Here is a 23294-nt window from a genome sequence, read left to right on the forward strand (position 1 = left end):
GAGGGGGCGATTTTGATGAAGAAAAAAGAACACCAGCCGACTTCAAAACTGAAGAAAACCCAGGAAGTTCTGTATCAGCAGGAATTCAAAAAAGCGGAAAGAGCAGCAGAAAAAAGAAACAAATAAAACGGATATTCCTCTTTTACAAGCACATAACTAAAGTGATCTTGTAAAGGAGGGAAAAGCTTTGAAAAAAGACCAACACAAAAAATCCAACCACCAGCTTGCGGCACAAGAGACGGATGGCGAATATGTTGAATTTTCCAAAGAACTTGCAGATCCGAATGACGTAAAAGCGATGGCACGTATGAAAGCAGCCGATCAGCGTGCCAAAAAACAATAAGTAAAAAAAAGCAGACCTTTTGATAAGGTCTGTTTTTATTTGATTTCAGTTAGCAGGCTTGATGCCTTCTGACGTGACTTTTCCTCAGGCACCTCTTCTGGATAACCAATGTGAAGAATTGCGGCAAAGCGCTCGTTTTCCTTTAATCCCATATCCTGTTGAAACCCTTTGTCGTATAAAATACGGCCGCTCTTCCATACCATACCGATTCCTTGATCCCAAGCCAACAACTGGAAGTTTTGAATGAGCGCACTCACAGCGGCAAAATCATCGTTTCTCACAACTGGGTTTTCGTCTTCTTTTAGAACAACAAGTAAAAGTGCTGGTACTTTAGAAAAATAATCTCTGTACTGATTGATCTTTTCTTCTTTTGCGTCTGGGTTGTTGCGTTTAAAGAAAGCAATGAACCGCTCAACAAATACCTCTTTTGCTTCATCCGTCACTGCATATAAAAAACGCCACGGTTCCGTGATTTTATGATTAGGTGCATAGACTGCATCCTCTAATAATGGCTGAAGCTGCTCAATGCTCACCGGTGTTTCTTTGAATTTTCGAATCGATCGTCTATATCTGACAGCGTCTCGAACCGTTAACGCTTCTGTTTGTTGTTTTGTTTCTGGCATATATGTCATCCTTTCAATCAACCTTAATTGAAATTGATTCTCATTCACATTATAAACATGATCATGTGTTGTTTGCAAATAGGACCTCGCCTCTCTGCTAAAAAGTTGTTTGACTTTTTCAAGTAATGTTACAATCATATTACGTTTTAAACAAATTTTGAGAAAAAAGCCAAGATGATGAAATGATATCAGGTATTTCCACTTTGTCTCATGCGGCTATTTTTTCAAAAAGCTTTCAACCCATGATTGGAAGGGAGGCTTCTGGATGGAATGAAAATCAATATTGGGCAAATCATCAAACTCTATCGTTATAAACAAAATATGACCCAATCGGAGTTGGCAGAAGGAATTTGTTCTGTCTCTCATTTAAGTAAAATTGAAAATGGCTCAAAAGAGGCCAATCAAGATACGATCAATCTTTTGCTTGAACGGCTTGGAATTAGTCAAGAAACGCTGTCGCAAAAGGCGCGTCACCTGCTGTCATTGCTCGATGAGTTTCAAATGAACATGTATTTCTATGCGCTCGATCAAGCAGAGCAAAATGCAGAAATGATCATTCATCACGAGGAACAGTTCTTTTCGCTAGATTTAGGGATTCAGTATCATTTGTCCTTATTTCAATTTTATTTATTAACAGAAAAACAGCAGCTTGCCTTAAAAACGCACCGCGTGCTTAAGAAGTTTGAAAAAACCTTTATTGACACAGAAAAAGAAACGTTTGAATATCTAGATGGCATCCACCAGATTAAAATCGGTCAGCTTGAAGAAGGATTGAAAAGACTTGAAAGCTGCTTTTCTTACGCTTCTGTTGAACAGAGCGACCTGTATTATCACTATGCAAAAGCACTTGGAGCCATGGGGCATCTCGGTGATGCGCTTGAGGCCACACATCAAGCAATGGATTTGTATAGACAAAAAAATAATTTCAAGCGGGTCATTCATTGTACACTCATTCATGGGGTCATCTCACTGGAATTAAAGGCCTTTCAAACAGCTAAAAGATATTTAAAAGAAGTGATTTTACACACATCGCTTCACCCTGATGCTTATATTAAGATGACAGCTTATTTTTATTACGGGGTTCTCTTAAAACGCCAAGGCGATTTCTCATCCGCTGTGCCTTATTTACTAGATTCACTCAATTATTTTAATCAAGAACAGATAGAAGATCGTTACTGTGAAACGCTCTATGAAATCGCGACATTGTATGCGGAATATGATCGCAAAAAGGCGCTTCCATACATACACGAGCTGCTCAAACAGCCTCGTATTCAACCAAACTGTTTATATATGATTAAAATCTATAAATTGATGATTGAAGAGAATCCTCATGATTTGAAAACTTATTTAGTAGAAGCAGCGATTCCTTACTTTGAACACAATCAGCTCCACAATGAGTACTTGTTTGCTCTTAGAACCTTACTTTCCTATGCGGCTTCTGAGCTTGATAAGCGTGCGTATATGTCTTACACAACGAAGCTACTTGATCACTTAGCATCATATATCCCATATTACAAAAAAGCATGACCTTCTGCCGATCGAAGGTCATGCTTTTTCTATGATTAGATGGTTTTTTGTTGATCTGTATCGGGACGGGTGACTTGTTCGACAGAATGAATGTACCGTTTTCTCGCAAAATAATCGTAAGCATGCTGCCCAAAGCCAAGCCAAATGCTGAGTACAATGAATGGGACCGTTCCCCATAATGCAGGGATGTGACAAGCCATTCTCAGCCAAGTATAAATCCCTGAGTTTTTTTGATTTTTCGCTAAGGAAATAGACACGATTCGTTTCTCTGCCTTCTCTTCACTAATTTTATTCAGTCTCAGCAGCTGTGAGTGTCTAAATGATTCAAAGTGAATTCGGTTTTTCCAATCGAGTGATTTCAACAGGTCAATCGCTTTTGCACATGAAGGACTTTGTCCGTCATAAAACACAAGCAGTCTGAGTGATTTGATGGAACGCTGTTCTCTTTTCTTTGATTCAGCGAGCTTCTTTTTTTCTTGATCGAGATAGATGATTTTTTTCATAAATTGATCGCCAGCCCTTTTCCTTCATTTATTTTTTTTAGTTCGTTCAAAGGAGATTACAACTAGATTACTATAGTTGCTGGGCCTCTTGTATTGGGAAAAAGCCATCCGACGTGCGTTATATGAGCCTTTAGATAAGGGCAAAATAGCTGTTTTCATGGCATATATGAGGTTTTTCAACTAAAAGTGGTTGGGAAAATCGTGATGCTTTGCGGTTTTCTGCGGTATTTGATAGAATTCTGCGGTTTTTCTACATCTTTATGCGGTGTTTTGTAGGTGAAACGCAAAAACAAGATAAAAAAAGACTACTTCCCATTGCGGCGAAGTAGTCTTTTGGTTTATATTTTTGCCAAAACTTCTACTATTTCTTTCTCAATATCTTTCCATAAGTAACGATCTGTCGTATAGTGATGTGCGGCTTCTTTCGCAAACACTTTAAATGCTTCCTCAAAATCGGGTGCATCTTTATCCGGCTTTTTCTCGTCGACAAAGCGCTGAGCTTCTGCTGAGCGAGGTCCCCATTTCCCCACTTCTTTCCCGTCCTGATCAATGATGACGATAATCGGAATCGATCTTGCGGTCCCGTTCGTTAAATACTGATCCATCAGGTCTAGGTGCTCGTCCCGAATGAAATAGCGCGCATCAATCAGTGCTTCATTTGCAATACGCATGAAAATAGGTACATTGACCATCGCATCGCCGCACCAATCTGCCGTGATCACAAGCGCTCTCAGTTTTTTCTTTTGAAGTTTTTGAAGCAGCTCTTTTTCCTTTTGATGAATTGCGTACTGGTTGTACACCGTGAGTAAGTTTTCACGATTTTTCTCCATGTTGTGTACATATGTACGTTCAGCTAATCCCTTTGTAAACCATTCATTTAGTGTCATGTGAACATCCCCCTTACCCTTCAACTTTACCACTTTTGCTATTCTTTTGTCTAAAAAAACCTTCACCTAGTGAAAGGTAAAGGTTCTTTGGACTTATGGACGCCGTTTTCGATTTGGGTCCATTCCTATCAGCTTAGTGACGAGCACCATTGTGACAGGCAGTGATGTATTCTTTTTATACGCTAAATATTTTCCGCGCCATTCTGGTTTATATTTCTGTTTAAACGACCGTAAGCCGCTGAAACTATACATATATCTGACGTTATTGAAGATGACACTCGCCAAACGTTCTGTCAGAAAGGACTGATGGAACGTGCCTACATTCGATAATGGCGCCATTCCCATGTTAAAGGATGTGTAGCCTTGTTCTTTCGCCCATTGGAAGAGGTGGATAAACAGCGCATCCATCATCCCGTTCGGTGCATCATGCATATGACGCATGAGGTCGATGGATATCTCTCCTTTTTGGTACATCGGCATTAAGGACACAAAAGATATGATCTGTCCTTGTTCATCCTTTAAAATCGCAATCGGTGCTTTTTGAATGTAGTCTTCATTGAAATAGCCTAATGAAAATCCTTTTTCTTTTTTCTTGCCCAGCCAGCTGTCAGAGATTTGTTTTAAGGTTGAGATCAATTCCTCTGAAAAGGGCGGCTCCAGCATTTCAAACGTATAGCCTTCTCGTTCAAATTTATTTGCGACAGCCCGTAAGTTTGATTTTTTCTTTCCTGACAAAGAGAACGTTTCTAAATCGACCATGGCTTCTTCCCCAAGCTTAAAGAAGTGAAAACCTAGGTCATGATAAAGCGCCATTCCTTCGCGCTCTACTTGATAAAAAGCGACACGATAGCCTGCTTTTTCTGTCTGTTCCAAGAATTCTTCCAGTACAAGCGGATAAGAGGCTCTACGCCCAGAAGGATCTCCAAGCACAATAACGCAACGGCCAATCCGGCCAAACTGAAGCATCGCCTCTCCATCACTTGAGAAAAACAGCTTTTTGTCTCCCAAAAAACCTAGATGACTAAGAGCATTTCCTCCCTTTTCTTCGAGAAAAGTTTTTAATTTTTCTTCATCGGCTTCTTCGCCGATCGGAACTGCTTTTTTATTAAAAATCAATTTGCTAATGAAAAAGAAAAGAGGGACGCCAATTAAAGCAATCATACTGGTCATCGTGATATGCCGTTCATTATGAACCAAATAGTCCTTGCTTAGAAAATGACCAATTTTCATCCAAATGAAGTTTCCAATGACATTATAGTTAAACAACACGAGTAAATATCCGGCGGCGGCGGCCACAAACTGATTCAAAGAATAAGGCGCCTGCTGCTTCACAAATTGATTTCGAAGCGAGAAAAATACCACCATGATGACCGGCAATATAAAGATCAAACTCAGGTTAAACCCTTTTAGTAAAGTAAACACAAAGCCGCCTGCTAGGGCAATCATTGTCAATAGATAAGACCGTTTTGTTCTTTTATACACTTCAATGGACAAAATCATTAAAATGATCCCGAACATTAAAGAAAGACCATTAAATCCTGATAACAAAAAGCGTGGAATGGTTGTAATCACACCTAAACGATCAACAGGAAGCACAACGGAAGCCATAATGAGCAAACCGCTTCCAAACGTTAAAATGGACAAAGATCCGTACAATAAACGGATGAGCAGCGCTCGGTGCAACACAATTAAGACGTTTGTTGTTTCAATAGCAGGCGCCATTCTCGGATTGCCTTCAAGACGCCTGAGTGTTGTTCCAGTTAAATCGTATGCCGCTAGACAAAGTCCAAGAATAAACGGGAAAATGGAGTAAACGAAGCGGTACAAGACAAGCGCTGTCAGCACCATCTCTTTATCAAACCCAATGTATTGCATACTGAGTAAAAAGATCAGATCAAACGAACCAAATCCGCCCGGAACCATACTAATTAAACCGCCGATTGACGCAATCGCAAAGACGCCTAATACAATTCGGACATCAACGTTCATCCCCATAGAGACAACAGCCATGTACATGACAAGACCAGCTGCCAGCCACTCTAAAAACGATGCACCAATATAAGCATAGATCGGGTGCTTCAGTCCGTTTTCACCGCTCTCAATCGAGCTTTTTCGAATGGACGCCATGATGATGTAAATGGGCACAATACAAGCAAAAATAATGACAAATGCCCATAACCACGGCTCCTGACTAATAATACTTTCAACTGGCAGGACCCTAACTAAAATCAAATCACTGAAAATAGATAAGCCTAGCAGAACGGAGGATGTTAAAAGGGCTATGCCTTTCAGCAGTTTTTTCGTATCGGTTATGTATTCCTTGTATAGAAGCGTTCTAAGCCCTGCTCCTGATAAACCACCGAAACCAAGCACACTATTAAAGGAGTTGGCGATCCAAGAAATTCGGATCGTTTTCCAGCCGCTGATAGGCATATTAAGGCTTTTTCTTAAAATAAAATCATATAAGGACATGGATAAAACAGCGACAAGTCCAAGAAAGACAAGAATAAACAAGTCCATTCGATTCAAGCTGTCAATAATATAAAACGTCTTTTTAATGGAAAGGCCGCTCAGCTCCTGCTTGGCGACAAAAATTAAGACAAGGATGATCACGATCGGAAAAAGCATTTTTAAGATCGTCATACCCGTTTTTTTGTTCCACATGTTTTTCCCAACTTTCTAAGTTGCTTCATTAATTCCAACTGACCATTATTATACAACAAATACCACTTAATTCATGCAGTTTAACATTCAAAAGCTTCATGATACTTTCAATTAGAAGTAAAAATCAGTAATATAAAGAAAAGAGCCGCTTAAAGGAAGTGAACAAGCGTGGAATATAATATTCATGACACCACCGTATTAAAAGAGGAAATCCTATCTCCTGAGGAAAAAAAGACATGGGTGCTGTATATGAAAGTGCTCACTGCTGCAGGACTTGGAGATGTTTCTGAATGGATGAAGCTTGATATGAGTATGCCTCAAATGAAGGTGCTCATGCTGCTCAATAACCATGGCTCTCTTAAGGTGTCCGAAATTGCTGAAAAAATGGGGGCTTCTTTGTCCAATATGACAGGGCTGCTTGATCGGTTAGAACAATCGAACTTTGTGGAACGAAAGCATTCTGAGCGTGATCGTCGAATCATTGTCGTAGAATTGACAGAGGAAGCGAAAAATATTTTCAGAAGTATTTATCAAAAAGGGCATGAAAAAATTAAAAATTCCCTGCAACGGCTCAATGACGAGGAAAAAGAAAAAGTTAATGAAGGTCTAGCTATTTTAGAAAAAGCACTTCGTCCCGAACGTGGCTAAAAAAGGAAAAAAGACGGTCAATTGAGGTCCGTCTTTTTTATTTCTTCTTTTCCTTGTTTATCTGGGTTCAAAAGATACTGACGAATGACTTCCCGATCATCCCACAAGAGATAACCTAAACCGATAATGAGAAAAATGATGCTGATCCACGTACCGCCTGGGAGTATATCTTCCAGTTCCTCGATCGTTCTTTCTCCGCCTACATTTCCACCATAACGAATCTCAAACAAAACGAATTTTGCTATATAAAACAATGCCGCCATGCAGATAAACATAGCGCCAACAATTCTTCTACTTGACATGTGTTGACTCCTTTACTTCCACTGATTTCTTTTGATTAATTCCGTGATATGGGCAAGATGATGCTGTGAATGCCAGACATACATTCCTGTTGCATCATACAAGGACACCGTTTGTTGATCGGCTGGATGGTAATATGCAGCGTTGAAATCTTCCTCTGTCATCTCACGAAGTAATGTGACCCACCGGCGATGTAGACTGCTGATTAACGGCAGCGATAGGCTGATAGGCGCCTTACTGTCAGGAAGTGAGGCAAATGCCTCCTGATCATATGGACGTATGTGCGGTGTTTCTTCTGTCAGCGCAAGTTTAAATCGCAAGTAGGCATTCAGATGGCTGTCCGCTACGTGGTGAATGAGCTGACGAACGGTCCATCCTCCTGGCCGATATGGGGTATCCAGCTGATCATTTGTCAATGGGACAACTGCCTCTTCATACTTTTGAGGAATGAGTGCCAACTCATCAATCCATGCCTCCAGCTGCTTTTTCGTTTGTTGGTCCACCGGTTCATATAAGCCAATCGGATATTGTAATGATGTCATCTGCTGCCCCTCCTTAAAATCCTTCTAGAACAAGTTTACCTATCATCTTCCCTTGCTCAAGTGTTTGATGTGCCTGCTTCAAATTGGCGGCATTGATGGGGCTGAGCACCTTTGTTAATGTATGTTTTAACTTCTTCTCTTCAAATAATGTACTCGCTTCTTTTAAAAGCTCGTGCTGCTTCATCATATCCGAGGTTTTGTACATCGGCCGTGTGAACATGAATTCCCATACAAATGCAGCACTTTTATTTTTGAGTAATTGAATGTCTAAATGGTGCTGATTTTCAACAATGGTACAGATCGTTCCTTGAGGTTTAATCGCTTCTGCCATCCCTTTGAAATGGCCATCTGTATCATTTAAGCATAAAATGTAATCCACTTCGTCAATCCCTTTTTCCTGAAGCTGCGCTAAGAGCGGCTCGTGATGGTCAATGATATGATCAGCCCCTAATGAGAGACACCATTCATTTGTTTCAGGTCTTGAAGCAGTGGCGATCACAGTTACTTTCGCTAATTTGGCAAGTTGAATGGCAATGGAGCCCACTCCGCCTGCACCACCGATGATCAGCAAGGTCGAGCCTTCTGCATCCCGCTTCATATGCATTCGGTCGAATAGCGCTTCATATGCCGTAATTGTTGTAAGAGGCATGGCAGCTGCTTCGGCAAAAGAGAGATTTGCAGGCTTTTTCGCCACAATTCTCTCATCCACAAGCTGGTATTCACTATTTGAGCCTTGTCGCGTGATATCTCCTGCGTAATAGACATGGTCACCAGGCTGAAACAACGTACACGCTTCGCCCACTTCCATCACCGTACCGCTTGCATCGTAGCCAAGAATTTTCAGTTCTTCTTCTTTCTGATTCTTCGGTGACCTCACCTTTGTATCCACTGGATTCACCGACACAGCCTCTACTTTCACCAGAATATCCCTGCCAGCTGTTTTGGGCTTTGCCACCTCCTGATCGATCAAGCTTTGTTCATGCTCAATTGGCAAATACTCAAATAATCCAACTGCTTTCACTCGCTCGCACTCCCTTTCTCCATGCTTCTTTTCCACATTTTATCATACATTTCTGATGCTGATGGATCAGTCAGCAAGCGATTGCACATTTAGGAGTTCTTCAAAGCCCTTCGTTCCCTCACGATGTAAGAAGGACGAGCCTTTTGTAAAGAGAGGACATAGGTGAACCAGCCGCTCGATTTAAAAAAGTACTGAACATAATAAAACTGAATGTGCTGCAAGAAAACGACGATAAACAGAAAAATTGTGAATAATAGCGTCACAATGTCTCCCTGCATCCATCCACTGATCAATAACAACACAAAACCGAGCATCATGAGCTGTTCGAGCCTCTGCACGATCTGGACAACGAGATGTCCCCGTTTGGTTAGGTCACCTTATTGACGCTTTCGAATGTTTCTTGATTTATAAAACCATACGATACTTGTCACTAGATGATGAATGATAAAAAGAGCAATCATGACCATAAATAAAGGAGTTGATTCAAAAAGGTCTTTTATAATGAATGGGATCACCAAAAAATAAAATGCGGTAAATGCGTGTCTAGCTGATAAGAGAAATAGTTGTTTTTCTATGTATCGCTGCATGTGTCTCACCTCTATATGTAGTACGTCTCATTTGTCATAAGGTTCCTTCTGCCTATCAAAAAAGGATGCCCTGAAAAAGGCATCCTTCATGAATCAAGCTTAAAATGCAGCACTCAGTACGACAGGGCCTTGCGGAAGCTTGTTGTCCTTTTTTGGTTCAAGGGTGACAGCCACAGTATCCCATGATTCGTTTGCTTCTTTTTCAGATAATGCATAGGTGACGGTGCCCTCCCCTTTGCTATCTGTTTTAAAGGCACCGGCCGGAACGGGCTGATCTCCTTTAATGAGCCATACTTGATAAACAGCTGATGAATCAAGCTGGCCTTTTAATCCGTCAGCACTCACGACAAGCTCTTTTTTGCCGTGATGCTCAATCACTGAAAAAGCACCCGTTGTTTTTGCTGATTCGGCAGATGCCAGTGATTTTGTCGCAACAACTTTGACAGGTTGTTCTGCTTGATCTGTTCCATTTGTTAAGAAATACACGTTCCCAGCTGCAGAAATGAGAAGTAGTGCGGCAACGAGAGGCAAAAGCCATTGATTTTTCTTCTTCATTGGCGGTTTCATCTCATTTGCATCACGAACTATTTTGAGATCTTGAGGCGGGTTCGATTTTGCAGCGATTGTTGTCTCTGGTATCTCTTCTTCAAATACTCTTGATAAAATGCGGTCTTTCATCCCTGCCGGAGGCGTTTCGTCCTCTGCTAGAAACGGAATATCAGACATGAGCGATGTCAGTTCTTCAAGCTCTTCTTTGCAAGCCGAGCAATGTTTGATGTGTTCTTCAAATTGCGTCTTTTCTTCTCCTTGTAAATGCCCGTTAAAGTAATCAATGACTTGATGTTTACACTGAGTCATGCCTCTTCCTCCTTTCCTCCGCGAGACAGTTTCGTTCGTAAATGCTTCAATGACAATCGAACTCTTCCCTTCACCGTTCCAATAGGGATGCCTAGTTTTTCCGCAATGCTCTTTTGTGTCATTCCTTTAAAATAGACATCTTCGATGATGGTTTGCTGTTCTTTCGACAATGTTGATACTGCTTCACGTATGATTTGTTTTTCTTCGTTCCATTCTACTTCTTTTGACACATCTTCTTGATGATCTGCCAAGTATTCAATATGCTCATCTTCAAGAGCTGTTTCATTTCGGTGTTTCCTTAATAGATCGATTGCCGTGTTTCGTGACATCATAAATAACCATGAGGAAAATTTCCCTTTATCTGTATTGTATTCTCCTATGCCGCGCCAGAGCTTAATAAAGACTTCTTGAAGCACTTCCTCCGCCAGCTCACGGTTTCCAGTCATTTTATAAATAAACGAATATAACACACGTTCATAGCGATCATACAATATTTCAAGCGAGGGCTTGTGTCGATCATGTTTGATCTTGTGATACAGCTCAAAATCCTTCAGTGTGTCCATGGTCATCTCCTTCCTTTTTCATGAGAAAGAGCATTATGCATTCATCATGAAATCTTCACGTATGGCTCATCACTCAAATTGCTGAGATAAGCCTCCTTTGTACTTTACTCTTTTTTCAAGGAGAAAAAAAGAGCGCTGAAAAAGGAAATGTGTTCCTCATGAGAATGTACTTACTCAACGGATGGATTGACCATTTGGATCACCCGCCTCGTTGAAAGTCAAGAATCCATGTGTTTCATTCACTGTTCAGTTGATTTTAGCAAACTTTCATTAGTCTCTCAATTTACATCAGGTAGAACGCATCCTTTCATCATGTCATAATAGAACGAAACAGGAGAACTGGAGTGTCCGTCAATGATTGTAACGATTGTTCTTTTTTTATTAGCTGGTCTGGCTGAAATAGGTGGCGGTTATCTTGTCTGGCTGTGGCTGCGTGAAGCAAAACCCGTCAGCTATGGAATCGCAGGTAGCCTCATCTTGGTCGCTTACGGCGTCATCCCTACATTCCAGCAGTTCCCGACCTTTGGGCGGGTTTATGCGGCCTATGGCGGTGTTTTTGTCGTTCTCGCTGTGTTTTGGGGCTGGTGGGTCGATCGCAAAACCCCTGATTTCTATGACTGGATGGGTGCTTTGATCTGTTTAGCTGGTGTCAGTGTGATGTTATTTGCCCCCCGCAGTTAATGGTCGGATGATGATCACACGCTAAAAAGCCGGCAATATGCCGGCTTCAGATTGTTGACAAAGGGTTAAAATGAACTTTATTTTAGCCCTTTGTCTTCTTTTCAGCGTGATAGAAAACCTTTGCAGTCTAGGAAGGACGAGCATCGGCGCGGAGCGAATTTGACATTCGTGAGCACCGAAGCGCAGGACTGACACCGAATGCGAGGGTTTGTCTACACGCTGAGCCGGCAATATTCCGGCTTTTCCTCTTTTACATTCTAAACTGTGTTTCATACAAACGCCGGTACATGCCGTCCATTTCCAGCAGGTCTTCATGCCTGCCTTGCTCCTTGATGCCCTCTTTTGTCAAAACCACAATCCGGTCAGCATGCTGGATGGTCGCTAGGCGATGCGCAATAATAAACGTGGTTCGTCCTTCAGATAGTTCTTCAAGTGAGCCCTGAATAAAGGATTCTGTCTCCGTATCCAGAGATGATGTGGCTTCATCTAAAATAAAAATTGGCGGATTTTTAAGGAAAATACGTGCAATGGAGATACGCTGTTTTTGTCCGCCAGATAACATCATCCCGCGTTCACCGATGATCGTATCAAGCCCATTTGGCAAGCTATTTACCAGATCCTTCAGTTGGGCTTTCTCCACTGCCTGCCACACTTCTTCATCAGATGCATCGAGTTTTCCGTATAAAATGTTTTCTCGGATGGTCCCATGGAATAAATAAATATCTTGCTGGACGACACCAATTTGTCTCCGCAGCGAAGGCAGTGTCATCTTTCTTGTCTCTATGCCATCAATTGTAATGGTACCCTCCTGCCATTCGTAAAAACGTGGCAGCAAACTGCAAAGCGTCGATTTCCCAGCACCAGAGGGACCTACGACCGCAATGGTCTCTCCTTGTTTCACCTTAAGATTGATGTCATGAAGAACCGGTTTGTCTGATTCATATTGAAAAGACACGTGCTCAAAAACGATATCCCCTTTTAACTGATCAACTTCAATGGCATCATCCGCATCCTTTTCATCAGGTGATTGATCGATGAGTGATGCAAATCGTTTAAAGCCCGCTGCACCTTTTGGATACATTTCAATGACTGCATTGATTTGTTGAATGGGTCCTAAGAAGATGCCTGTTAATAGCACAAATGATACAAATTCCCCATACGTCATATTTTTTTGCAGCACAAACCATGCGCCGCATACAAGGCCAAACACTGTCACACTCTTAATAAGAAAATGACTGACAGCGGTATGCACAGCCATCATTTGATATGTGGTTAGCTTTGTCTTTCTAAATTGCTCGTTATGTTCAATAAATCGGTCCATTTCATGTGATTCATTTCCGAATGCTTTCACAACCCGTATGCCACTAATATTGTTTTCCACACGTGAATGGAATTGACCAATACTCGAGAACATTTTATCAAAAGCAGCAGACATTTTTTTCGTAAAGTAGACGGATAACCCGATCAAGAATGGAACGACAATAAATGTGAGAACTGCCAGCTGCCAATTAATCGACAGCATCAAGCCAAAGGCACCCGTGAGTGTCATGATCGCGATAAATAAATCCTCCGGGCCATGATGCGCAATTTCACCAATATCCATTAAATCATTTGTCATACGGGACACGAGTTTTCCCGTTTTCTTTTTGTCAAAGAAGCGAAAGGACATTCTTTGTACATGAGAAAATAGCTGATTCCTCATATCCGTTTCTATATTAATGCCTAATTTGTGCCCAAAATAGGTCACGACATAATGCATCGTAGAGCTGATCACGTATAAACTGAGGAGCAGAATGCCCCAAAACCAAATGGCATCCCAATCACCATTTGGCAGCAAATCGTCCATCACTTTACTGATGGCAAGGGGAAAGGATAATTCGAGTAAGGCTGCCAGTACCGCACAGGAAAAATCTAATATAAACAGCCCCATATATGGTTTGTAGTATGAGAAGAAACGCTTTAACAATTGACAGACCTCCTACCGATCAGACATTTCTGTCAATATGTCAGCAAACTCTTCCGCTTGATTGGCTACTGCAATCGGATCGTAAGGCCAGAAGAACTCTGTATCCATTTGATAGGTCTGCTCTTTTTTGACAGATTCTAGACTCTTCCAAATAGAATTGTTTTTATCAAATGTTCCGCCGTTGCTTTCATCAATGAAAATGTAGTCTCCTGCATATTCAGGAAGGGTTTCATAAGAAATGACTTCATACCCTGTCTTACTTTTTAAAATTGTATCTCTGACCTGTTTTGGCGGGTTTACCTGTAATTGCTGATATAATGCCTGCCCGCCTCGATAAATTCCGTTACCATATACATAGACATCATTTTTAAAAGCGCCCATGATCGAGACCGTTTCATTCTCTTTTAAAGCAGACTTCACTTTTTTCCTAGCAGCCTCAATTCGTTGATCGAAGGCGGTGAGGAATGCTTTTCCTTCCTCTTCTTTATTTAAAATTTTTGCCAGCGTCGTTATTTCTTCATGTGCATCTTTGAAAGAACCGTAAGGATACACGATGGTAGGGGCTATTTTTTTGTACACATCATAGACTTTTTCATCCTGTACGGCTGTGATAATCAGATCAGGCTTTAAGCTAAGTGCTTTTTCAGCTGAACGCTCGTCACTGATGTCCTCTATTCCTTTTATCTTGCCCTTTAAGTGTACGTTCTTTAAATCCTGCGTTGTCGATCCAACAGGCTGAACGTCAAGTGCAATCACACTCCCTAAATATCCATCTACGAGAATTCGTTTAGGTTCAGCTGGAATCTCTATCTTTCCTTTCACTGTTTCAACCGTTTTCGTTTCTTGCTTTGATTCTGCTGTTTTGGCCTGTTCTTTATTGCCACAAGCCGTCAATATCATTAGAAGAATGACAGCACATATCCAATACGTCTTTTTCATCTCCATATTCCTCCTTCATTTTCGCCACTACAAATGAGAATAGTTATCAATTACTAGTCTCATGTATTCTATCAACCTCATCTGTCGTGGTCTATGGAGGATTCTCGCAACTTACATATGGATAATTGTTGGATAGGCTGACTGTGTCAATTGAGAGACAAACCGGTCCATCAAAAGAAGTGCACGCTCTCCTTCATCAAATCGAAACTCCTCCAGTTTTACTGGATAAAAGGTACCATTTTTCACAGCCGATAATTGACGAAGAACATCACTTTCTTCCATTCGCTTGTCCATTTGCTTATACCACCCATATTGGTCAGAGACAATAAAAAACATATGATCCGCCTCGTATTCTCCAAGTCTCTCTAAAGGAATGACTGTATGTTGATTAGGAAGAAGAACTTCTTCTAAAATGGCTTTTGGAGGTTTTAAGCCAAGCGTTTCGTAAAGATAGAAGGCCCCTCTTGCCTCATAGGACCACATATACACTTTGTCATGTCCTCTCATTTCATAGATCGCAACGGTCTCGCCTTTTTCTCTAAAGGAAGACAGGGTGTTTCTTGCCTGTTGACTAAGTTGTTCAAATCGTTTCACCCAATCGTTTGCCTCATTTTCTCTTCCTAAAAGGCGTCCTATAGACAGTACATCTTGTACAGCATGATGACCAGCGTATGGCAGAACAAGAACAGGTGCGATTTGCTCCAATCGCTTGATCAATGCAGGTTTTGAATAATAATAGTTAGGGACGATGATGACATCTAATTGAAGTGATTTAAAGACGTCATCAGGCGTATGTTCATTTATGATAAGCGAACTGGCCAGATGTTCTTTGAGTATATCTGAATGGAGATCGGTTTCTTCGTCAATACAAACAGGCTCAATGCCTATTGCAACCAATAACCCGACAAATTGAAAAGCAGCAATCCGCTCTGGTCTTCGGTTCATTCGAAACTGACTGGGCGTTCTTCCTGTTTTTTGACGGAACTTCCTGCTGAAATATAAACTGTCTGCATACCCGACTTGCCGTGCTATGATTTGAATTTGATCGTCTGTTTGCAGAAGACGTTTTTTGGCTTCGTCTATTCGAATTTGTGCAATGTATTCTGTCACACTCATCCCCATACTTTGTTTGAAAAAGGTAGAAAAGTAACTCTCATGAAACCCCATCTTATGAGCTAAGTCTTTTCTTGTTAGTTTTTGATCATAATGCTCAGCCATATACTGCAAGATCATGTTAATCGAATAATGCACTTTTTCGTTGTATGGCTTGGATTGTTTGCGGAAAATGAACATGATTTCTTCCAGCCATTTCGCCTGTTCTTGTATGATTTGGCTCGTCTGTATTTGTTTGATGTAAGAAAAAAGGACGGCAGAGCCTTTCACCACTTCCCCGTTATCAGGGAGATGATCGTGATTCACCTTATAGACCAATTCATTTTGTGCATCATGTGCCAGAGTGAATTGGTCAAATGTGACCGTATAGATCACTACTTGCTCGCTGGATAAAGATTCAACCATGACATCTATTCCTGAGCGGATCAACACACTGTCTTTTGCATTTAGCTCATATCGAATTCCTTCCATGTCAACTCTCACCGCACCGTCCGTAGTCAAGAACATCAGTGAAGATGTTTGCCATGAGTCCGTTTGTTTCACAGAAAGAGATCGTTTACTGCTTTCTTTCATGCGAAGAATTGTATGAGTATAGGCGGTCATTTTCTCTTTCTCCTTCCATATAAAAAAGTGCTAAAATAAACCATTTTAGCACTTCAATGTCTGACTGAATGGTGATTATCGCGCTCCAGCCGTTTGTAATTCTTTGTTTTTCTCTTTAAAGCGTTCATTATGTGAAGACACGTACGCTACTTTTTCTGCTTCTGGTTCGATGTATAGCTTTGCGCTATTGAGTGCATTAACTCCATCAACAAACGTACCGGCAATTAAACGCACTTTACTTTTATGTGTGCATAAGTCGCCAACTGCATAGACGCCAGGTAAATTGGTTTCCATCTTTTCATTGACCTCGATGAGTCCCCACTCACCTTGCTTGAGTCCCCATTCTGATAGAACGCTTAAATCACCTTTCATGCCATGGTTGACGATGACAGCATCGGTTTCGATTCGTTCGATGTCGCCTGTTTCTAAGTGCTGAATGGTGACGGCTTCAATTTTGTCACCTTGACCATGAAGCTCTGTGAGTTCATGCGGTGTGAGAATGCGAGCACTAGATGCTTTCATGTTGGCGACGTTTTTTTCATGTCCGCCAAACATATCACGACGATGCACAACGGTCACACTTTCAGCAATTGGAACGAGGGCATTGGCCCAATCAACCGCTGAATCTCCGCCTCCAGAGATGACCACCCGCTTTCCTGCAAACGTCTTTAGCTCCTGCACGGTGTAATAAAGGTTTGTTACTTCATAACGGTCTGCATGCTCGATTTCAAGTTTTCGCTGAACTGGAATTCCGTGACCCATCGCTAAGATGAGGGTCTTTGTCAAATGACGGTCGCCATTTTCAGCCGTCAGCAGGATATGACCATGCTCATCCCGCTCGAATTGCGTGATTTTTTGATTCAACGCAATCTCTGGTTCAAATGTTTTCGCCTGCGTTTCTAGCTGCTGGATCAGCTGTTCACCTCTTGTTGGTGGCAAACCACCCACATCCCAAATGACTTTTTCAGGATATAGAAGGATTTTTCCGCCAAGGCTTTCGTTATACTCCAGTACCTTCGTCTTTAAATCCCGCATCCCACTATAAAAGGCGGTGTACATTCCTGCTGGACCGCCGCCAATAATGGTAACGTCAAACAATTCAAGTTGTTCTGTCATTTGAGTCCCTCCGTTTTTCATTGAATGATCTATTTATCGTTGATATTGATTCTCATTATCATATGTATCTATTGTAGTCTACTGTAGCGAAGGGAATCAATAGCTTTCTATAAAAAAAAGAACAGGACAAGCATTTACTCGTCCTGTCAGCGTGTAGACAAACCCTCGCATCCTTTGTCAGTCCTGCGTTCCGGTGCTCACGAATGTCAAATTCGCTCCGCTCCAGTACTCGTCCTTCCTAGATTGCAAAGGTTTTCTATCACGCTGAAACGAAGACAAAGGGCTAAAATAAAGTTCATTTTAGCCCTTTGTCTTCGTTACACAATCGTTAAACCGAGGTCCTTTAGTTCAAGAGAGACAAGCCTTGCAATCGCATCTGCCCCTTCTTTCGTAAAATGTGTGCGATCCTCAATACCTGTTGACAGCATAAAGTAAGAAGTCGTTTTCTCTATGCCGGAAATTTGATAAAACTGGAGACTAACTGTATTTAAATCAACGAGAAGAACTTCTTCTTCATCGGCTAGTTCTTTCATCGCGGCACAGTAGTCAGGGAAATCATTGATATATTCTCCGTCTTTTTCATGAAAGCGGCCGACTGGCGTTAATAAAAGCGGTGTAGCTCCTTTCGCTCTTGCTCCGTGAATATATTGAGACAAATAGCTTTTATACGTTGTGAAAGGATCTGTATGCCGTTCCGGCTTCTCCGTTGAAGCATCATTGTGCCCCATTTGTGTAAACAGCCAGTCCCCAGGCTGAATGTCAGCTAATATTTTATCAAGCCGTCCTTCTTCAATGAATGTTTTTGAGCTTCTTCCACCGATTGCGCGGTTGTCGACGCTCACACCCTGCGCTGTGTAGCGATGTAAAAACTCTCCCCACCCTCCTTGAACAGGACGATCTGGGTAAGATGAAACGGTTGAATCACCAGCTAAATAGATGGTTGTCATGTTCATACGCCTCCTTTTTCATCTAGCCACTCTAATAAGCGATGCGGACATCCAAGTGGCTGCTGAAAAGATATGAAACAATCAGCATCGCTACTTCATTCATTCTCTTTTTAATGATCAAAACCCTGCTTACCGGTAGATGTGAATACGTTAAATATGCGGCGGAAGTTCTACTTTTGTCTCAACGGCTTGCTTTAACGCCTGAAGCATATAGCCAATTCCTTTATATGGAGCCAGCGGATAAATCGCTGTCTGATGAGGAAGTAATAACGGATCGATCACCTTTCGATATTTCTTTCCACCTAGTATCACTAATTCATCATATGCAGTGAGATGTTTTTCATGAAATTGCTGACTTAGTGCTTTTCTTGTTATCTGATCAGTATGCGGTGTACCAAAAGCCACATCATAATTTTCATGAATAATATCATCTGCCTTTAAGAATCCATGCTTCGCTGAAATGATTAGGTAGTCTGAAAAGAACGTTCGGGCATAGCTTTTCGTACGCTGATGCAGCGGACTTAAATAAACGAGGTTCGCCGGCTGGCTCCCTGCCTCTGGATGGACGTCCCATATTTTCTTGGCGCCACATGGAATGATACAAACTCGCTTCACTTGATTTTCTCCTTCCTTCGTTGATACATCCGATACAACATACAACCTAGCGCTGTGCCAAGTGTATTTAAGAGAATATCATCTATATCGCTGCTTCTTGTAATCATACCAGATTGTGAGAATATCCATTGAAGGATTTCAATTATTGTTGACAAGAAAAAGCCAGCAAGAATCGCCTTTTGCCAGCGCAAGGTTCGGAATACTTGATAAAGAAAAAAACCAAGTGGCACAAATAACAAAATGTTCCCTGCCAAATTTAAAAAAACAAGATTGGGATAGCCATGATGATACGCATGGAGATTTTGATAAATGGACTGCAAAGGCATGAGGTTGACACTCACCTGATCCCTTGGTGCGGAAAAACGATTAGGAAAGACCGTCAAATATAATAAAACATTTGTATACATAAACAGACAGGCAAGAACGATTTCAGTTCGTAAATAGATAGATCGTTTTTGTTTTTTCGCCTGTCTGTATCTCATATGTAAATAGAGCGGGACGAGCAAGAGAAAATAAGTCATGGAAAACATCGCACTGAATGTCATACGGAGAGCTGCCCCTTTCTCACATAATGCTTGACCATATTTACAGCTTATTCAGGCCTGCCCGCATCTATTCATCACTTATTCTCCTATTCAATGACGAGAAACCCATATTGACAAATCGTCATTTTCTCGGTATACTGACTGACATTCAGTCATTTTAAGGTCGGTGATCCTGTGTCAAAACGAGAAAAAATTATGCTTGCTGCGATTGATGCCTTTAAAGAGAAGGGAATTGAAAAGACGACTATATCGGATATTGTGAAAACAGCAGGAGTAGCGCAAGGAACTTTTTATTTATATTTTCCTTCAAAGCTGTCTGTCATGCCTGCCATCGCTGAACATCTAATCGCACAGATGGTCCCTGCCATTGAAAAGGAACTCACTCAGCATGCGGATGTACTTGATCAAGCAGATGCACTAGTTGAATTTATTTTCTCTTTTACAAGACAATACCGTGATGTTCTTGCCCTAACGTATTCAGGTTTAGCTGCCACCGAGCATTTAAAGGAATGGGAAGATATTTATGAACCGATTTACAAATGGGTCGCTTCTTTTTTAGAAAAGGCAAAACAGGACAAAAGAGTACGTGAGAACTTGAACTGTCAATATGCTGCGAAATTCATTATCGGTTTACTTGAATCATCAGCTGAGCAAATGTACTTATTTACAGAAACAGATACAGAAGAGGTTCTGATTCAAAAGCGAGAGGTCAAACAATTCCTTCTTTACGCACTCGGCATAGAGACACCTTAACTTAGTACAGCACTTGCTGTACGCTCTTTTTTGGCTTCAAAATGACGAATCGTCAGTTTTAAGGTTTAGGAGGAAATACGATGAAAAAAAGCTGGATGTATGTTGCACTCACATGTTTATTTGAATTACTTTGGGTGTTTGGTTTAAATAAAGCAGATGCTGTGTGGGAGTGGGCGATCATTATCTGCCTGATCCCGGTTGATTTTTATTTTTTAATGAAAGCCTGCGAGAAGCTGCCGACAGGGACTGTGTACGCCGTGTTTGCAGGAGTTGGAACGATTGGTACATCTTTGATGGATTATGCGCTGTTCGGCGGTTCGTTTTCATTAGAAAAGCTTTTATTTATGGGCATTTTAATTCTCGGAATTATTGGACTGAAAGTGTCTGATGGAGATGCACATGAGCAGAAAGGAGAAGCGGTATAAATGGGCTGGTTTTTTGTACTGTTGGCCTCTGCCTGTGAAATTGGCGGAACCATTGGTCTCAATATGTTTAGTAAGAAAAAGCAACTCACGACAGGCATGTTATTTGTCGGCGGATTTGCCTTATCCTTTTTGTTTTTGTACGCCTCGTTCTCTTCCGTTCAAGTCTCCGTTGCCTATACGGTTTGGATTGGACTTGGAACAGCGGGTTCTGTCTTGTTTAATATGATTCTATTTAAAGAGCCGAAAAACATGATTCGTATCCTCAGCTTGCTGCTGATTGTGATTGGCGTCGTTGGGCTGAAGTTATTTGCGTAATAGAAAAAGCAATGGAATAGATTATCCATTGCTTTTTAAGTTAATTTTTATACTTTTCTTGGTACGCTTTAAATTGTTTTTCGTATTTTTTCAACTTTTCCCCATCGACTTTTGAATTTATTTTCGGTTTCCGCTTTCCAATTACCATTACATCTTTATCTACAATAGGACTTGATAAAAAGATGTATGGTGCAAAACGATCACACTTCGTATTTGGAAGGGTGACGGATAATCTAGCGTATTCTTCTGTCGGGAATTGGTTTGAAATGTCAAGTTCCTTGAGTCCCTCTAATGCCGATATTGGCTCTAAAGACTCGTCCTTCACTTTTATATTTGATAAGCACAGATATTTTAAATTCTTGAGGTATCTTAAAGGTTGTAGAGTATTTAAGTTTAATGTATTCCAAATCCCACCTGACAATTGCAACCATTCTAAACCAGTGTTTTTTTGCAAAGGAGCTATGTCATTCAACTTTGAAAAATCTGTTATGGATAAAGATTTTAAAAAAGTGTTTTTTGATAGATCCCATAAACTTTGTGCCTTTGTATTCCATTCAAGTGACAATACCTCAACATCTTGAAGAGAACTGATGATTGATAAATCTTCTACTCTCAGTTCACGCATATAGAGCATTTTGGGATTAACTAAGCTCAAGATCGTATTGAATTCCTTTTGGCTCACTTTGTAAATCCACAATTTCGTGAGGTTAGAAAAAGAGTTCAACCTTTCAATATTTTTTGTTTTTCCTGTGATTACTAACTCAGTGGCATTTTCATCTACATCGGCTAAATCATGAACAGCTTCTGGTCGTGCATCATGACGAAAAATATATTCAGGGTCTTCTTTGAGCATTCTTTTACCTCCACACCTACGAATGATGGATATCTAAATGAATTTTATCAGAAGTTTGGAGTCAAAACATGATTCTTTCCGATATTTCTGCCGAAGAAATAGGGGAAGGGATAAAAACTAGATGATCTTCCTTGGTCCGTTTAACCACAATCCGCCGATGATTAAGTCTATTTTCAATCCATTTTATAAAATCTTTATCATCTAAAATATGGAGCAACAACATATCAACGACTTCGCTTTCACTATCCTCCATATATTCTGCACAGGTCTTGACGATAGCTCGTACTCTTTCATATAAACAAATAAAAGAACTCCAATTCATATACGAATTAGAGTCCTCATTATATGACTAATACAATTTTCCCACCTTAAAACCGAACCCGTTAATCAAAGCCCTTCCTTTTTTATTTCTCGTTTAATGTGGATCATGCTGCTCAAGCAAGAGATCCATTGCGTAAATCGATTCGCCTTTTTCATCCAATAAAAAGTATACAATCAAAGGCTCTCCAAAGGACCCTGTCTGCTGCGTGAACAAAACACATGTGAATTTTTCAATACCTATCGGAATCTTTCTTCTTAATAAAGGATGAAGAATAGGCGAAGTCCGAATTGTATCTATATCCACATCCCAACGTTCGTTTTTTAAAGTGGGATAATGTTCTACTAACAATTGGTGTAACATGTCGGTCGTGAGCGTTGCTTTTCCATCAAACTCATCATCTATTATGTTGGTGTTATACATCCGACGGTTGCTTATCCTTTGAAGCATTGATTCGTATTCCTTTTAAGACAAATCGTTTCTGGCCATCAAGAGTACAAGTGATCAATGTCAGTTCATTTTTCCCGCGATCCTTTAGTACATCAACATCCGTCGGTTCTATCGTAGCTGAGCTGACAATTTTGTATTCGTATGTTTCTGCTTGATGATGTAAGACGACTTTTTCTCCTTTCGGCACCTCTGGCAGCTGCCGGAAAAGCCGGTCGCCTCTATACCCTCTATGGCCTGCAATCGTGAAATTTCCTTCCCCTGGCATTTGATGAGATTTGATTTGAGTCAGTGCAATACTTAAATTTTCTTTTGATGTAACAGGTAGCACTTTTTCATTTAAATCAATTGACGGGATCTCAAGCTCCATCGTATCTCGCAGGTCTTCTTCTGACACAGTTAAATGTGGAATAGAAGAAAGGGCATCACTGTCATTTTCTTCAATCATTTTCAATGCCTCTTCCATGGCTGCTGCCTCTTGAGACGTTCGCCACTCATATAGAAAAGGAACGGAGATGAGCATTAGTCCTGCGACCAACAAAAAGCTGCCTAATAAGGTTCTTTTTTTCATCAATACACTCGTTCCTTTCT

The 23294-nt window shown here is 40.9% G+C and carries 28 protein-coding genes; 8 read left to right on the plus strand and 20 right to left on the minus strand.

Features of this window, described 5'->3' with window-relative positions; translation table 11 throughout:
* Positions 1-15: 15 nt before the first annotated feature.
* A complete protein-coding gene (locus tag LCD34_RS15250) occupies positions 16-126 on the plus strand; it encodes a YfhE family protein (RefSeq protein ID WP_017358836.1) in 111 nt (36 codons plus the stop codon).
* Between the two features lie 61 nt (positions 127-187).
* Positions 188-343 (plus strand): YfhD family protein, encoded by a 156-nt coding sequence (locus LCD34_RS15255; protein WP_008341997.1) that lies wholly within the window; start codon positions 188-190, stop codon positions 341-343.
* Positions 344-378: 35 nt separating this feature from the next.
* Here the strand turns inward: LCD34_RS15255 and LCD34_RS15260 are convergent, their stop codons facing one another.
* Positions 379-966: a nitroreductase gene (locus tag LCD34_RS15260; RefSeq protein WP_024720283.1), complete on the minus strand. Its 588-nt coding sequence runs from the start codon at positions 964-966 to the stop codon at positions 379-381.
* Between the two features lie 270 nt (positions 967-1236).
* On the opposite strand from LCD34_RS15260, the gene LCD34_RS15265 reads away from it, so the two are divergent.
* On the plus strand, positions 1237-2493 hold the full coding sequence (locus LCD34_RS15265; protein WP_008341668.1) for a transcriptional regulator: 1257 nt from the start codon (positions 1237-1239) through the stop codon (positions 2491-2493).
* A gap of 35 nt (positions 2494-2528) precedes the next feature.
* Here LCD34_RS15265 and LCD34_RS15270 read toward each other — a convergent pair whose 3' ends face one another.
* The 3 genes from LCD34_RS15270 to mprF form a co-directional block, all read right to left on the minus strand.
* Positions 2529-2996 carry a thiol-disulfide oxidoreductase DCC family protein gene (locus tag LCD34_RS15270; protein WP_007496690.1) on the minus strand — a complete coding sequence of 156 codons (468 nt, stop codon included), beginning with the start codon at positions 2994-2996 and terminating at the stop codon, positions 2529-2531.
* Positions 2997-3334: 338 nt separating this feature from the next.
* On the minus strand, positions 3335-3883 hold the full coding sequence (locus LCD34_RS15275) for a thioredoxin family protein (protein ID WP_008341670.1): 549 nt from the start codon (positions 3881-3883) through the stop codon (positions 3335-3337).
* Between the two features lie 93 nt (positions 3884-3976).
* Positions 3977-6547 carry a bifunctional lysylphosphatidylglycerol flippase/synthetase MprF gene (gene mprF / locus LCD34_RS15280; protein WP_224559697.1) on the minus strand — a complete coding sequence of 857 codons (2571 nt, stop codon included), beginning with the start codon at positions 6545-6547 and terminating at the stop codon, positions 3977-3979.
* Between the two features lie 168 nt (positions 6548-6715).
* On the opposite strand from mprF, the gene LCD34_RS15285 reads away from it, so the two are divergent.
* The gene (locus LCD34_RS15285) at positions 6716-7195 is read left to right on the plus strand and encodes a MarR family transcriptional regulator (RefSeq protein ID WP_008341672.1); all 480 of its coding nucleotides are present in this window, start codon (positions 6716-6718) and stop codon (positions 7193-7195) included.
* A 17-nt stretch (positions 7196-7212) separates the two neighbouring features.
* On the opposite strand, the gene LCD34_RS15290 is transcribed toward LCD34_RS15285, so the two are convergent.
* From LCD34_RS15290 to LCD34_RS15315, 6 genes are all read right to left on the minus strand, one after another.
* A complete protein-coding gene (locus LCD34_RS15290; protein ID WP_224559698.1) occupies positions 7213-7497 on the minus strand; it encodes a hypothetical protein in 285 nt (94 codons plus the stop codon).
* 12 nt (positions 7498-7509) lie between these two features.
* Positions 7510-8037 (minus strand): YfiT family bacillithiol transferase, encoded by a 528-nt coding sequence (locus LCD34_RS15295; protein WP_041506578.1) that lies wholly within the window; start codon positions 8035-8037, stop codon positions 7510-7512.
* Positions 8038-8050: 13 nt separating this feature from the next.
* Positions 8051-9058 carry a zinc-binding alcohol dehydrogenase family protein gene (locus LCD34_RS15300; protein WP_224559699.1) on the minus strand — a complete coding sequence of 336 codons (1008 nt, stop codon included), beginning with the start codon at positions 9056-9058 and terminating at the stop codon, positions 8051-8053.
* Between the two features lie 377 nt (positions 9059-9435).
* Positions 9436-9645: a hypothetical protein gene (locus LCD34_RS15305; protein ID WP_224559700.1), complete on the minus strand. Its 210-nt coding sequence runs from the start codon at positions 9643-9645 to the stop codon at positions 9436-9438.
* Positions 9646-9744: 99 nt separating this feature from the next.
* A complete protein-coding gene (locus tag LCD34_RS15310; RefSeq protein ID WP_047946537.1) occupies positions 9745-10503 on the minus strand; it encodes an anti-sigma factor in 759 nt (252 codons plus the stop codon).
* Positions 10500-11066 (minus strand): RNA polymerase sigma factor, encoded by a 567-nt coding sequence (locus tag LCD34_RS15315; protein ID WP_008341682.1) that lies wholly within the window; start codon positions 11064-11066, stop codon positions 10500-10502. Before LCD34_RS15315 ends, LCD34_RS15310 begins: the two co-directional genes overlap by 4 nt.
* Positions 11067-11420: 354 nt before the next feature.
* Between LCD34_RS15315 and LCD34_RS15320 the strand changes: the two genes are divergently transcribed.
* Positions 11421-11747: a YnfA family protein gene (locus tag LCD34_RS15320; protein WP_017358827.1), complete on the plus strand. Its 327-nt coding sequence runs from the start codon at positions 11421-11423 to the stop codon at positions 11745-11747.
* Between the two features lie 250 nt (positions 11748-11997).
* On the opposite strand, the gene LCD34_RS15325 is transcribed toward LCD34_RS15320, so the two are convergent.
* The 7 genes from LCD34_RS15325 to LCD34_RS15355 form a co-directional block, all read right to left on the minus strand.
* Positions 11998-13713 (minus strand): ABC transporter ATP-binding protein, encoded by a 1716-nt coding sequence (locus LCD34_RS15325; protein WP_224559701.1) that lies wholly within the window; start codon positions 13711-13713, stop codon positions 11998-12000.
* A 12-nt stretch (positions 13714-13725) separates the two neighbouring features.
* On the minus strand, positions 13726-14652 hold the full coding sequence (locus tag LCD34_RS15330) for an ABC transporter substrate-binding protein (RefSeq protein WP_224559702.1): 927 nt from the start codon (positions 14650-14652) through the stop codon (positions 13726-13728).
* Between the two features lie 111 nt (positions 14653-14763).
* On the minus strand, positions 14764-16368 hold the full coding sequence (locus LCD34_RS15335; RefSeq protein ID WP_224559703.1) for a helix-turn-helix domain-containing protein: 1605 nt from the start codon (positions 16366-16368) through the stop codon (positions 14764-14766).
* Between the two features lie 75 nt (positions 16369-16443).
* Complete coding sequence (locus LCD34_RS15340; protein ID WP_224559704.1) at positions 16444-17484, minus strand: NAD(P)/FAD-dependent oxidoreductase; 1041 nt, start codon at positions 17482-17484, stop codon at positions 16444-16446.
* A 317-nt stretch (positions 17485-17801) separates the two neighbouring features.
* Positions 17802-18431: a rhamnogalacturonan acetylesterase gene (locus LCD34_RS15345; RefSeq protein ID WP_017358823.1), complete on the minus strand. Its 630-nt coding sequence runs from the start codon at positions 18429-18431 to the stop codon at positions 17802-17804.
* 150 nt (positions 18432-18581) lie between these two features.
* Positions 18582-19046, minus strand: a complete 465-nt coding sequence (locus LCD34_RS15350) for a DUF6884 domain-containing protein (protein ID WP_079919255.1) — start codon at positions 19044-19046, stop codon at positions 18582-18584.
* Complete coding sequence (locus LCD34_RS15355; protein ID WP_224559705.1) at positions 19043-19591, minus strand: VanZ family protein; 549 nt, start codon at positions 19589-19591, stop codon at positions 19043-19045. Before LCD34_RS15355 ends, LCD34_RS15350 begins: the two co-directional genes overlap by 4 nt.
* Positions 19592-19765: 174 nt before the next feature.
* Between LCD34_RS15355 and LCD34_RS15360 the strand changes: the two genes are divergently transcribed.
* From LCD34_RS15360 to LCD34_RS15370, 3 genes are all read left to right on the plus strand, one after another.
* Positions 19766-20344: a TetR family transcriptional regulator gene (locus LCD34_RS15360; protein WP_224559706.1), complete on the plus strand. Its 579-nt coding sequence runs from the start codon at positions 19766-19768 to the stop codon at positions 20342-20344.
* Positions 20345-20424: 80 nt separating this feature from the next.
* Complete coding sequence (locus LCD34_RS15365; RefSeq protein WP_017358819.1) at positions 20425-20769, plus strand: DMT family transporter; 345 nt, start codon at positions 20425-20427, stop codon at positions 20767-20769.
* Positions 20770-21084, plus strand: coding sequence for a DMT family transporter (locus LCD34_RS15370; RefSeq protein WP_017366853.1), 315 nt, complete (start codon positions 20770-20772; stop codon positions 21082-21084). It abuts the gene before it with no gap.
* Positions 21085-21124: 40 nt separating this feature from the next.
* Here the strand turns inward: LCD34_RS15370 and LCD34_RS15375 are convergent, their stop codons facing one another.
* The 3 genes from LCD34_RS15375 to LCD34_RS15385 all read right to left on the minus strand — a co-directional run bounded on the left by LCD34_RS15375 (position 21125) and on the right by LCD34_RS15385 (position 23274).
* Positions 21125-21937 (minus strand): leucine-rich repeat domain-containing protein, encoded by an 813-nt coding sequence (locus LCD34_RS15375; RefSeq protein ID WP_224559707.1) that lies wholly within the window; start codon positions 21935-21937, stop codon positions 21125-21127.
* Between the two features lie 415 nt (positions 21938-22352).
* Positions 22353-22679, minus strand: coding sequence for a hypothetical protein (locus LCD34_RS15380; protein ID WP_017366851.1), 327 nt, complete (start codon positions 22677-22679; stop codon positions 22353-22355).
* On the minus strand, positions 22672-23274 hold the full coding sequence (locus LCD34_RS15385; protein ID WP_224559708.1) for a class D sortase: 603 nt from the start codon (positions 23272-23274) through the stop codon (positions 22672-22674). Before LCD34_RS15385 ends, LCD34_RS15380 begins: the two co-directional genes overlap by 8 nt.
* Positions 23275-23294 lie beyond the last annotated feature (20 nt).

The sequence above is a fragment of the Bacillus sp. RAR_M1_44 genome (genome assembly GCF_020165935.1).
In the GTDB taxonomy this organism is placed as follows: Bacteria; Bacillota; Bacilli; order Bacillales; family Bacillaceae; genus Bacillus; species Bacillus altitudinis.